At 65.7% G+C, this 12279-nt stretch carries 10 protein-coding genes and 1 pseudogene; 7 read left to right on the top strand and 4 right to left on the bottom strand.

Annotated elements, in window-relative coordinates; translation table 11 throughout:
- Positions 1 to 535, top strand: a pseudogene (locus tag FDW83_RS14125) (malate synthase A); the annotation flags it as partial.
- A gap of 243 nt (positions 536 to 778) precedes the next feature.
- On the opposite strand, the gene FDW83_RS14120 reads toward FDW83_RS14125, so the two are convergent.
- Positions 779 to 1972: a CynX/NimT family MFS transporter gene (locus FDW83_RS14120; protein ID WP_138138705.1), complete on the bottom strand. Its 1194-nt coding sequence runs from the start codon at positions 1970 to 1972 to the stop codon at positions 779 to 781.
- Between the two features lie 135 nt (positions 1973 to 2107).
- Between FDW83_RS14120 and FDW83_RS14115 the strand changes: the two genes are divergently transcribed.
- Positions 2108 to 3067, top strand: coding sequence for a D-2-hydroxyacid dehydrogenase family protein (locus tag FDW83_RS14115; protein ID WP_138138704.1), 960 nt, complete (start codon positions 2108 to 2110; stop codon positions 3065 to 3067).
- Here the strand turns inward: FDW83_RS14115 and idi are convergent.
- The 3 genes from idi to FDW83_RS14100 all read right to left on the bottom strand — a co-directional run bounded on the left by idi (position 3059) and on the right by FDW83_RS14100 (position 6311).
- Complete coding sequence (idi, locus tag FDW83_RS14110) at positions 3059 to 3610, bottom strand: isopentenyl-diphosphate Delta-isomerase (RefSeq protein WP_138138703.1); 552 nt, start codon at positions 3608 to 3610, stop codon at positions 3059 to 3061. The genes FDW83_RS14115 and idi overlap by 9 nt on opposite strands.
- Positions 3611 to 3708: 98 nt before the next feature.
- Positions 3709 to 4608 carry a sugar phosphate isomerase/epimerase gene (locus FDW83_RS14105; RefSeq protein ID WP_205754681.1) on the bottom strand — a complete coding sequence of 300 codons (900 nt, stop codon included), beginning with the start codon at positions 4606 to 4608 and terminating at the stop codon, positions 3709 to 3711.
- A gap of 494 nt (positions 4609 to 5102) precedes the next feature.
- Positions 5103 to 6311, bottom strand: a complete 1209-nt coding sequence (locus tag FDW83_RS14100) for an ROK family transcriptional regulator (RefSeq protein ID WP_138138701.1) — start codon at positions 6309 to 6311, stop codon at positions 5103 to 5105.
- A 314-nt stretch (positions 6312 to 6625) separates the two neighbouring features.
- On the opposite strand from FDW83_RS14100, the gene FDW83_RS14095 reads away from it, so the two are divergent.
- From FDW83_RS14095 to eboE, 5 genes are read left to right on the top strand one after another with little or no spacing between them, the layout of a single operon-like run.
- The gene (locus FDW83_RS14095) at positions 6626 to 7876 is read left to right on the top strand and encodes an inositol-3-phosphate synthase (RefSeq protein ID WP_205754680.1); all 1251 of its coding nucleotides are present in this window, start codon (positions 6626 to 6628) and stop codon (positions 7874 to 7876) included.
- On the top strand, positions 7873 to 8766 hold the full coding sequence (locus FDW83_RS14090) for an SCO3242 family prenyltransferase (RefSeq protein WP_171027564.1): 894 nt from the start codon (positions 7873 to 7875) through the stop codon (positions 8764 to 8766). Before FDW83_RS14095 ends, FDW83_RS14090 begins: the two co-directional genes overlap by 4 nt.
- Positions 8763 to 10259, top strand: coding sequence for an EboA domain-containing protein (locus FDW83_RS14085; RefSeq protein ID WP_205754679.1), 1497 nt, complete (start codon positions 8763 to 8765; stop codon positions 10257 to 10259). The genes FDW83_RS14090 and FDW83_RS14085 overlap by 4 nt, the downstream gene beginning before the upstream one ends.
- Before the next feature lie 12 nt (positions 10260 to 10271).
- On the top strand, positions 10272 to 11150 hold the full coding sequence (locus FDW83_RS14080) for a TatD family hydrolase (RefSeq protein ID WP_138138700.1): 879 nt from the start codon (positions 10272 to 10274) through the stop codon (positions 11148 to 11150).
- Entirely contained in the window at positions 11150 to 12274 is a 1125-nt protein-coding gene (gene eboE / locus FDW83_RS14075) for a metabolite traffic protein EboE (protein ID WP_138138699.1), read from the top strand. Before FDW83_RS14080 ends, eboE begins: the two co-directional genes overlap by 1 nt.
- Positions 12275 to 12279: the final 5 nt, after the last annotated feature.

The raw sequence follows: 12279 nt of genomic DNA, 5'->3' as shown, positions 1-12279 counted from the left end.
AGCGCACCCGGACCTGGTGCCCGTTTGCCGCGAAGTGTTTGACGGCATCCTGGGCACCAGGCCGAACCAGCTCGGGAATCTCCGCGAGGACGTCATCCCGGACGACCGCGCCCTGATCGACATCGCCTCCCTGCACGGCACCATCACCGAACAGGGCATCCGCAACAACATCGAAGTGGGCATCCGGTACATCGAATCCTGGCTCCGCGGCAATGGCGCGGTGGCCATCCACAACCTCATGGAAGACGCCGCCACCGCCGAGATCTCCCGCTCCCAGCTCTGGCAGTGGATCTACGCCCGGGCGATCACCGACCACGGCGAGATCGTCACGCACGAATGGGTCGAAGAGCTCCTAAACGAGGAATTCGCCCGGCTGGAACGCTTCGACGGCGACCGCTTCGAGGACGCCCGCGACATCTTCGAAGAAGTCACCCTAGCCTCCGACTTCCCGTCCTTCCTCACCCTCCCCGCCTACGCCCGCTACCTCACCGAAGCACGGGAAAGGGCAACAGTGGAGGAACTCGCCGCAGCCTAACCAGGTGTCCGTCGCCGGGCCGGCACGCTCACTCGCAACAGGCACCCCCGAAATCCGGGGCGCCGGCCCGGCGGCGGAGCATTCCACAACCCGCCGTCTATTCCGACGCTCTCTCACTTAATGCAGGAATTTCCGGATCGCTCTCTCACTTCCCAAGGGAAAGTGAGAGAGCGATCGTTCTTTTGCGACGTTAAGTGAGAGAGCGTCGGAAGGGGGTGGGGACGCCCGACGGCGGGACACGCCTCAGCGGCCCTTCGGCACCTTCCGCACGGAGAGGGTGGTGGCGATGAAGAAAGTCAGCACCGAGGCGAGGATGACCAACAGGGCAGGGGTCCAGGAGCCCGATGCGTCATGGACAAAGCCCACCAGGGGCGGCGCCACGGCAGCAAGGGCGTAACCGAGTCCCTGGACGGTGGCGGACATCCGGCCCGCCGACGCCTGGTCGCGCGCCAGCCGGATGATGGCGATGAAGATGGCAGTGATGCCGCCGCCCTGCGCGATGCCGCCTGCCACGGACCACAGCCACCAAAGCTGCGGCGCGAGCAGCAGCCCCGCCGGCACGGCCGTCCACAACGCTCCTACGGTGACGGCCACCGCCGTCGTACTCATGAATTTGGCGGCGAAAGGCACCCCCAGGGCGCCGACGATCGCGAGGATCTGGAAGATCGAGGAAGCGGCGCCGGCCTCGGCGGCGGTCATGCCCAGTTCGTCGTGCAGGTAGCTGGGCAACCATGCCGTCACGCCGTAGTAGGAGAACGCCTGTCCGCCAAAGCCGGCAGTCAGTCCCGCGGTGATCCAGCCGGCTCCGGCCAAGCGTTGCCGGCTGTTATTCCGGCCGTCCTCCGTAGATGCCAGGAACGCGCTGCGGGGCCCCACGGCCAGGGTCCAGACCAGGACGGCGGCTACGGCCGCCACGGCAACGGAACCCAGCGCGAACCGCCATCCCGCAACGGCTGCCAGTGGCGCTGTGAGCACAGACGTCAGGAACGAGCCGATGTTCAGGGCCGCAGTGTAGATCCCCATCGCAGTCCCCTGCCGCATGGGGGAAAAGTCACGGCGGATGATCAGGGGCGCAGCAATGTTGCCCACGGTGATGGCGACGCCGATGAGCACGGTTCCGGCCACCACCAGTGCCGGCCCGCCTGACGAACGGACCAGGACTCCCGCCAGCACGCCAAGGATTGTGAGGGTGACCGCGAACTCTGCGCCGAATTTCCGTGCCGCCAGGGAAGCCAATGGTGCCGCCAGGGAGAAACAAAGGACGGGGATGCTGGTCAGCAGCCCCAGCATGACAGGTGAAAAGGCCAGCTCCGCCTGGATCAGGCCAACCACCGGCGCAACCGCCACGAACGGACCGCGCAGGTTCAGCGCCAGCAGGCCTATGCAGGCAAGCAGGATCCAGCTGCGGGGAAGGCGGGCGAGGGACCGGCCGCTCACGCGGCGAAGAGCGGTATACGGAGTTTCATCAGTTCCATTGCTATCACGCTTACTGTTGCGCGGTTCCCGCACTCCTTATGGGCACCTGCCATACGATGAACATCACGCAGGAACTCCGGGACGAAGGACACCGCCATGCAGCACCGCCTTGCCATCCTTGACGACTACCAGGCCGTGGCGCACGGCTTCGCGGACTGGGCGGCACTCGAGGCCGAGGGCGTCACCATCACCACGTTCCGGGAACCCTTTGCTTCACAGGACGCCCTGGTCTCAGCGCTGGCCGACGTGGCCATTGTTGTGGCCATGAGGGAACGCACCCCGTTCCCGCGTGAGGTCTTTGAGAAGCTGCCGGCCCTTCAACTGCTGGTGACCACCGGGATGGCCAACGCCTCGATTGACCTTGCCGCGGCAGCGGAGCATGGAGTGACGGTTTGCGGCACGCCCGGCTCCCCCACCGCCGCTCCGGAACTGACCTGGGCCCTGCTCCTCGCCGCGGCGCGGCACCTTCCCGCTGAAGAGAACTCGCTGCGGGCCGGGACCTGGCAGTCCACCGTCGGCTTCGAGATGTCGGGCAAGACGTTGGGCATCGTGGGGCTGGGGAAAATTGGCCGCCGGGTGGCAGGCTACGGGCAGGCGTTCGGCATGGAGGTGGTGGCATGGAGCCAGAACCTGACGGCCGAGGCAGCGGCGGAAGCTGGAGCCCGGCTGGTGTCAAAGGAGGAACTGTTCCGGTTATCGGACGTGGCCACGCTCCATCTGCGGCTCTCTCCACGCTCAGAGAACACTGTCGGCGAGGACGAGTTGCGGCTGCTCGGCCCCGAAGGCATCCTGGTCAACACGGCCCGGGGACCGCTCGTGAACCAGGACGCGCTGATCCGCGCACTCAGCCAGGGCTGGATCCGCGGCGCAGCCCTGGACGTGTTCGACCAGGAACCCCTGCCGGCCGGACATCCGCTGCTGGCGGCGCCCAACACGGTCCTCTCCCCGCACCTCGGATACGTCACCCAGGAAAGCTACCGGCAGTTCTACGGCGGCGCCTTTGAGGACGTGACCGCCTGGCTGGCAGGCTCGCCCGTCCGCACCATTTCAGTCTGACAGCACAAGCAGGCCAGGCCGCAGTTCCTGCAGCTGCAGCACGAGCCAAGGACTGAACGCCCATGGTGCCGCCTCCGATGCCGCCACCAAATCCGGTGCAGGCACCCACCGGTACTCGCAGACCTCAGACTGCCGTGGCCTCAGGCCACCGGCAATCGTCGCGGTGAAAACAGGGCACACTTCATTTTCGACAATGCCATTCGCGTCCACAGCCTTGTACCGAAAGTGCGGGAGACATTGTTCCACATCGGATATTTCCATCCCGAGTTCCCACCGGGCCCTGCGCCGGACAGCACCAATGATGCTTTCCCCCGGCGCCGGGTGCCCGCAAAAGGAATTAGTCCAAACCCCGGGCCAGGCAGTCTTGGTGAGGGCCCGCCTTGTAACCAGAACCCGCCCCGCTTCATCAAACACATAGCAGGAAAAAGCCAGGTGCAAGGGAGTGTCCTCGTGATGGACCTCCCGCTTCGGCGCTGAACCGCAGTGTTGTCCCTCTGCGTCCAGCAGTACCACCAACTCCGGGACCGGATCCTCAACACCCACCCATTCCTCCTTCCGCTATAAGAATCGCGAAAGCCGGGCCGCTGTATGCGATGACAGCCAGGCCCGGCTTTCGGTTGGAATAACTTAGGCGACCAGTGCTAGAAGCGGAGCGCGCGCAGGTAGTCGTAACCCACCCGGGCCGTCTGCAGCGGTGTAACGTCCGGCTGGTCGTTTTCGACGATGAACTCCTTCGGAGTGTGAGCCCGGAAAATGCGGGCAAAGTCGATGGTTCCGGTGCCCAGGTCGGCAAAATCGCCTGCGGCGGCACGGTCCTTCACGTGGTACTGCAGAACCTTCTGTGGAGCCTGAAGGATGGTGTCAATTGCAAACTGGATGGGGTCTGCTGCTCCCACGCCCACGCCGCCGGTCACGGCCCAGTAGAGGTCGACTTCAAGGTGCACCAGCTTGGGGTCGAGGCGGCTGGTGAAGATGTCCCAAGGAGTGAGTCCGCCGCCGAGGTTGGTAGTGAACTCGTGTGCGTGGTTGTGGTAGCCATACTTCAGGCCGGACTGCCGGGCAACGGCTGCTTCCGCATTCATCTGGTCCGCCCAGCGGCGCCAGTCGTCGGCAGAACTGGAAACCAGGTACGGCACGTTGATGTGCGTCTGGCCGAGAGTCACCGCATTGGCGATCTTTTTCTCCAATGCGGCGGGAGTCGCGCTGATTCCGTCGTGGCTGGAGGAAGGGGTGATGCCCAGTGAATCGAGGGTTGACCGCATCGCTTCGGCAGTGCGGCCGTACAGGCCGGCGAGTTCAACCTTGGTGAATCCGTAGTTGGCGAGGCTTGCCAGCGTGGCGTCGATGCCCTCACCGCGCATGATGGAACGTAGCGTATAGAGCTGGATGCTGATCAGACCCGGGGCAACAGGCCTGCCGGCAGCCTGGGCGGCAGGAGCCGCGACAGCAGTGGTGCCGCCAATACCGGCGAAGCCGACGCCCAGGCCGGCTGCCGCTGCTCCCCTCAGGAAGTTGCGGCGGTCGACCCCCTTCTCTTCCAAAGAGCGACGAAGGGCGCCTGGGGCATTAAATCCGAAGCACATAAGTTGCCTTTCCTGGCAGTGATGACGTTCCCCCACCGGCTTGGGGAGAAGCATGCGAAGCTGCAACGCAGCGGTTGAATAAGAGGCTCGCGCAGCTACTGACATTAGGCTGGGCGGCGAACCGCCCACATTTAGTTGCCTCACCCACAACGACGTCGCCATGAGTTCATGCACTGCCGTTTGCCGCTGATCAGTAACAGACACGAAGGGAGCAGGAACTCAGGGCTGCAGCTGTGGTGCGAGCTTGTGCTGACTGATTCCTTGGATTCGCGCGCTTTATTTGCGCTCCGAAACCCAAGCCGAAAGTGTTGGCTTCCGGCCTGGCCGGGCGGCGGCGGCAGGTACTCGAAGTATCGTCTCCGTCGACCGGGCTTCTGGCTTGAACACTATTCCGGGGCTTTGTTGCCTGTCAAGCAAAAGTCAAAGGAATACCAGGAGAAGTTCGGCCCCGCCTAGCCAGCAGCGGCTCCGGTCAGGCCCATAACCATGGCGTCGATGCGTTGCGGGGACATGGCGTGATGGATCGCAAGCATGCTGGCGCCAAGCACGCCGGCATCCAATCCGGAGGTGGACTGCACGATCTGGAGGTGCTGCGTGGCCAAAGGAATGGTCCGGGAGTAAACCACCTCGCGGATGCCCGCTATGAAGTGTTCACCCGCTAACGCCATGGAACCGCCGATGACGATGACAGACGGGTTGATCAGGCTGACGCAGGCGGAAAGAACCTCGCCCACGTCCCGCCCCGCCTGGCGGACAGCGTGCACCGCTTCTGTCGCTCCGGCACCGACCAGCCGCACAACGTCCTCGCTGGTACTCGCCTCCAGGCCCAGCGCACGGAGCTTCGTCGCCACCGCGGGCCCTGACGCCACTGCTTCGAGGCAGTCCTTGTTTCCGCAATGACAGGGAACCTCGGAACCGTTCTGCACGCGGATGTGTCCGATATCCCCGGCAACTCCGTCCGCGCCGCGCTGCAACATGCCGCTGGAAACAATGCCCGAGCCGATGCCGGTGGCAACTTTCACGAAGATGAGGTCGTCGACGTTCGGCCAGGCAACATTGCGCTCCCCCAGCGCCATGATGTTCACATCGTTGTCCACGAGGACTGGAACCTGGAAATGGCCCTGAAGATAGCCCGGGACGTCAAAGCCGTTCCAGCCAGGCATTATCGGAGGATTGATCGGCCTGCCTGTCCGGTGCTCCACAGGCCCGGGGAGTCCAATTCCAATGGCAAGGAGGTCTGCCATGTCCCTTCCGGAGTCCCTGAGGAGTTCGGCAGCGAGTTCAACAACAGCCTGCAGGACGACGTCGGGGCCCTTAATAACCTCGATGGAGCGCCCTGCCTCCTTCAAGCGGTGTCCGGTGAGATCCGTAACAGCAAGACGCAGGTGGGACGCGCCAATGTCCACTCCCAGCACAATCTTGCTGCCCGCCTTAAGCGCGATCCGGGAGGAAGGACGGCCCCCCGTCGAAACGGCGTCGTCCACAAAGCCGACAAGCCCCAGTTCCATGAGCGCCTCGATACGGAGCGTGATGGTGGAGCGGGCGAGCCCCATCTGTTCCGCCAGTTCGGTCCGGGTGCGCGGGCGTCCATCCCGAAGAATCTGGAACAGTTCGCTCGCCCCGGACGAACCCAAACCATTAAAGGTACTTATGTCACTCATCGACTAATTACAGCACACCTTTCGACGAAACGCCCGCACTCTGCGGCCTTCGCCACCTCCCGCAGCCCTTCCTAAAAAACACCGGATGCGAAGCAGGACAGCTCGACATCCCGGGCGCGTTGGCCAGCGAAACCGCCGCGCTATTCGCCCTAACTGCGACACAAGAAGTCACGCATATATCGATATGACAAGAACATTCGTTGTTTGCTGTCATTAGTCGTGTTAGGTTTCTTTGTGATCGGCACCACGTTCGTCACGGGCGTGACCGGTGGGCCACGACGGGCGCATCACCGCTTCAAGGAGGAAGACATCACATGGGAACATCAGCTGAGGACAGCACGGGCGTAGTCCCGCCGGCACTACCCGGGGCCCGCGCCTACAGCAGGACGGGTATGTGGCTGGTGGGCGCGCGTGGGTCTGTAGCCACCACGGCAACAGTCGGCCTCGCCGCCATTACGGCCGGGCTGGCGAAGGCCACCGGATGTGTGACGGAGCAGGAGCGTTTCGGCGACGTGGAGCTTCCCGGCTTCGCGGATTTCATCGTGGGCGGCCATGACATCAGCGATGTCTGCATGGCCAAGCGTGCCGAGGCACTCGTCGAATCGGGCATGCTGCCGCCCCACCTTGTTGAAGCGGTCCGGCCCCAGCTCCTGGAGGCCGACCAGCGCGTGCGGCCCGGCTACAACCCCGGACAGCAGTTGGAGCCGCAAGCGGAGGTAGCGCGCCGCCTCGCCCAGGACATCATTGACTTCAAGCATGCCAACGGCCTCGACCGTGTGATCGTTCTTGACGTCGCTTCCACCGAAGCGCCTGTTGAAGCGCTACCTGAGTTCATGGACGCAGACCTCCTGCTGGCCGCACTGGAGGATCCGGCACGGCCCGTACTGCCGCCCAGCTCCGTCAGCGCCTACGCCGCCATCCTCGCCGGTTCTCCCTACGTCTGTTTCACTCCCTCCACCGCGCTCAACCTGCCTGCACTCCGTGAACTGGCCGGCCGGAACGGAATCCCGACTGCCGGACAGGATGGCAAAACGGGACAAACGTGGCTCAGGTCCGTCCTGGCTCCCGCATTCGCCGCACGCGGGCTGCGTGTCCTGTCGTGGGCGGGGACAAACCTCCTCGGCGGCGGCGACGGCGCCACCCTTGCCGATCCGCTGGCCGTGTCCGGAAAGCTGCAGTCCAAGAACCGCGGCCTCCAGGAACTGACCGGAGGCGCAGCCACCCCGCTGCACATCGACAATGTCCAGGACCTGGGCGAGACCAAGGTGGCCTGGGACCACATCAACGTGGAAGGGTTCCTGGGTTCCCGGCTCACGCTGCAGACCACCTGGACCGCGTACGACTCCATGCTGGCTGCGCCCATGGTGCTTGACCTCTCGCGGCTCATGGCCCTGGCCGACGCGGCAGGGGAAAAAGGCCACATCGCAGCTCTCGGTTTCTTCTTCAAGGATCCGTGGGGCAGCGACGACCACGCTTTTGCCGACCAGGCCCGCAACCTCGTGGAGTGGGCAAGGACGGCCAGCGCCAAGGCCGCCGCCGGCACCGGGAGCCCGGAGCAGCAGTGAGCCGCATCAACGACTACCTTGAACTGGTCCGGGCACCGGCTGTCCTGACTGTCCTCGGCGACACCCTGGCAGGTGGTTCGGCAGCAGGACACGCCCTGTGGGGCCGCAGGGCCGTCCTTCCCCTGGCAAGTGCCTGCCTTTACGCAGGCGGCATGGCGCTCAACGACTACGCCGACCGCGCAACCGATGCAGTCGAGCGCCCGGAGCGGCCCATCCCGTCCGGACGCATCACGCCCGGCAAAGCCCTCACCGCCGCCGCGGTCCTCACCCTGGCCGGGCTCGGCCTGAGCGCCGCCGGGGGCGGCAGGCGGGCACTCGCGGTGGGACTTCCGCTGGCCGCCGCCATCTGGACCTACGACCTGGTGGCCAAGCACCATGCGGTGCCAGGTGCCCTCACCATGGGCAGCTGCCGCGCACTCGACGTCCTGATGGGGGCAGGGTCCGCCCACCTTCGCCCCGCGCTCGGTGCCGCAGGCATCATGGGCGGCCATACTGTCGCTGTCACCTTGCTTTCCCGCGGCGAAGTGGCGGGAACAACCACGAGGACGGCTTCCGGCGTGGCCACCGGCACCGGCCTTATTGCCGGCACCCTGCTTGCGGGTGCTGTACCCACTTCCGCAGGCTCCCGGAGCCGGTTCCTCACCGTGCTGGCAGCAACCGCCGCCTACGCCGCCACGTGCGCTCCCTCCCAGCTGCGGGCCGCCCGCAACCCCGAGGCGGAAAATGCCCTGGAAGCCACCAAGGCAGGCATCCGGGCGATGATCCCGCTGCAGGCAGCGCTCACGCTTCGGCAGGGCAACACTTCCGCAGCAGCGGCGCTTGCGTCACTGGACCTGTTCGGCAAGGCCCTGCGGTCCCGGCCCGGAAGAACGAGGATCAGCGAGTCATGACAACAACCGCCCCCGCCATGCCCTTCAGCCTGGGGTACGGTACCAACGGTTTCACCGACCATCCGCTTCCGGTGGCGCTGGAGCTCCTCGCCGAGCAGGGCTACGGGGCGGTGGCTTTGACCTTGGGCCACCCGCACCTGGACCCCTTCGCCGAAGACCTGGACGACCAGCTTTCATGGCTTCGGGCCCGGCTCGATGAGCTGGGGTTCCGCATTGTCATTGAAACGGGCACGCGCTTCCTGCTGGATCCGCGCCATAAGCACAGGCCTGCACTGGTGGATGAAGAGGCGGACATCCGCCTGGCCTTCCTGCGCCGCGCCGTGGACATCGCAGCGGTCCTGCAGGCAGAATGTGTCTCGTTTTTCTCCGGCATCCTACCGGCGGACACCAGCCCCCAAACAGGCTGGCAGCGCCTGATTTCCCGGGTGGCGGACATCGTTGACTATGCCAGGGAAAGAAACGTCGTTGTCGCCGTCGAGCCTGAACCCGGCATGCTGGTCCAGACCGTCGCCGATGTGTTGCGCCTGCGTGCAGAACTGGGTAACCCGGACAATCTGCGTGTGACCGTGGACATCGGGCACTGCGTGGTGGTCGAGCCCGGCGGTGTGCGCGGGGCGCTCCTGGAGGCTGGCCCGCTCCTGGCCAACGTGCAGCTGGATGACATGCCCGCGCACGCCCACGAGCACCTGCCGTTCGGCCAAGGCGCCGTTGACCTGCCCCTCGCGCTCGCCACGCTGGCCGAACTGGACTACCGCGGCGTCGCCGCCGTCGAGCTGCCCCGGCACTCCCACGACGCTCCGGGGCTTGCCGTGCGGAGCATCATGGCGCTCCGGGCCGGCTGGGAGGCGTCAGGACCCGCCAGGGAGTTGGACCGCTGGCTTCAGGAAAGCACGACGGCGGTCGCGGCCGACAGCGGTGCGCTCGCCAAAATCTTCGCCACGGCCGGCCGCCGCCTGGGCCGCGGTCCCCTATGGCCGGATACAGATCCGGCAGGCGTTCTGTTTGGCACCACCAGTGACCATGGACGCGGACTGCTGATTGCCCGGCTCCCCGACATCCTGCCCGCAGACGAACTGGCCGAAGCCCTGCTGGCCCTCTATGACGGCGGCGATTCCTCCGAACGGCGCGGCGTCCTGCGGGGACTGGGAGCTTTGGCTGCCGCTTCGCCAAAGCTGCCCGCCGCCGTCGTCACCGCAGGACTCCGCCTGACCACGGAGGCCCTGCGGACCAACGAAAGCGGCCTGGTCGCTGCCGCCACCGGGCCATTCGCCGCCGCATACCTGGACCAGCACAGCTGGCGCCACGCCGTGCTGAAGCTGGTCTTCCTTGGGATCAGTCTCAGTGCCGTCGCGGACCTCGCTGAACGCTCCGATGACGAGCTCGCCCGGATGGCAGCCGATTTCGCAACCGAACGCCGCGCGGCAGGCCGGCCTGTTCCGGCGGACGTCCAGCTGCTCCTGGCGTCCTCGCCCCGCACTTCAACTTCTTCTTAAGGAAAGCCCGCCATGCGCATCTTTGATCCCCACATCCATATGACAAGCCGCACCACGGATGATTACGAGGCGCTCTATGCCAGCGGGGTACGCGCCCTCGTGGAACCGGCTTTCTGGATGGGACAGCCCAGGACAAACGTCGGCTCCTTCATCGACTACTTCGACTCCCTGCTGGGCTGGGAGCGGTTCCGGGCGGCCCAGTTCGGCATCCGCCACCACGCCACGATTGCGCTGAACCCGAAGGAAGCGAATGACCCCCGCTGCGTCCCGGTCCTGGACGAGATCCCGCGATACCTCGTCAAAGAGGGCGTGGTTGCCGTAGGCGAGATCGGCTACGACTCGATGACTCCCGCCGAGGACGAGGCGTTCAGCCGGCAGCTTGAGCTGGCGCGTGAATACACGCTGCCGGCGATGGTGCACACCCCGCACCGGGAAAAGCTCGCCGGTACCCGCCGGACGCTGGACGTGGTCCGCGAATCCGGGATTGCACCCGGCATGGTGGTGGTGGACCACCTCAACGAAACGAACGTGGAGATGGTGAAGGACGCCGGAGCCTGGATGGGTTTCTCCATCTACCCCGACACCAAGATGGACGAACAGCGCATGGTGGCCATCCTCCAGGCATACGGAACGGAAAAGGTGCTGGTGAATTCCGCTGCCGACTGGGGCCGCTCCGACCCCTTGAAAACCCTCAGCACCGCCAATGCCATGCTTACGGCAGGCTTCACCGCCGACGACGTGGACCAGGTTTTGTGGCGCAATCCGGTCGAGTTCTACGGCCAGAGCGGCCAGCTGATCCTCGATCCCATCCCGGGGTTCGATGCCGCGGAACTGCCGGATGCTGCCGCAGGCTTTGAGGGCAACTCCGTGCTGCGGGGGGTGCGCGCCTGATGCTCCTCTCGTACTGCACCAACGTCCACCCCGCCGAGGACTTTGACGGCGTGATCCGGCAGCTCCGGGACTATGCCGGCCCCATCCGGCGCGAGGCCGGCCTTGAAACCCTGGGCATCGGGCTGTGGCTGCCGGCAGGGCTGGCCCGCCAGATAGCCGGGAGCGCCGAAGACCGTATGGCCCTCAGCGGCGTCCTCGACGCCGAGGGGCTGGAACTGCACACCATCAACGCCTTCCCCTACGGCGGTTTCCACAATGAGGTTGTCAAGCTGGACGTCTACAAGCCGACGTGGGCGGAACGTAAGCGGTTGGAGTACACGCTGGACTGCGCCGAGGTACTGGCGGCCCTGCTCCCGGAGGACACAGCCGGTTCAATCTCGACGCTTCCACTCGCCTGGCGTACGGACTGGACAGACGCCGACGACGACGCCGCGACCCTCGCGTTCGCCGAGCTGAGCTCACGCCTGCGGGACCTCCGCGAGCGGACGGGAAAGACCGTGCGCGTCGCCGTCGAGCCTGAGCCTGGCTGCATGCTCGACACCGTCGCCGACGTCGTCGGCTGGCTGGCATCCCGGATCGAACGCGGCATCGATCCGGAATTCGTGGGACTGTGCGTGGACACCTGCCACCTGGCTGTTTCATTCGCTGACCCTGCCGGTGCCATTCGCCAAATTGACGCAGCGGGGCTGCGCATCGTGAAGGTCCAGGCGTCAGCGGCGCTGCACGTCCCGGATCCTTCGGATCCGGCGGCACGCGCGGCCCTGGTTTCCTTTGTTGAACCGCGCTACCTGCATCAGGTCCGGGAGGCGCAGCCCGCCGGGGTAGTTCCGGCCGACGACCTCGACGAAGCCCTCAGGGACCTGCCCGGGGAAAGCGCGTGGCGCGTCCACTTCCATGTCCCGCTCCATCACGTGCCGGCGGAACCACTGGAAACCACCGTCGACGTGCTTCGGCAGACGGTTGCCGACGTTGCCCGGCTGCCGTACGGGCCTGAAGTCCACCTCGACATCGAGACCTACACCTGGAGCGTCCTGCCCGGCTCGTCCGTGGGTATCACCAACGGGATCGCGGCCGAGATCGCGTGGGCGAAGTCCAACCTGCTGGACCCCGCCCCGGTCCCATGACCCGG

It is taken from the genome of Pseudarthrobacter sp. NamE2 (assembly GCF_005796205.1).
In the GTDB taxonomy this organism is placed as follows: Bacteria; Actinomycetota; Actinomycetes; order Actinomycetales; family Micrococcaceae; genus Arthrobacter.
This window is presented reverse-complemented; position numbering and strand designations above follow the sequence as displayed.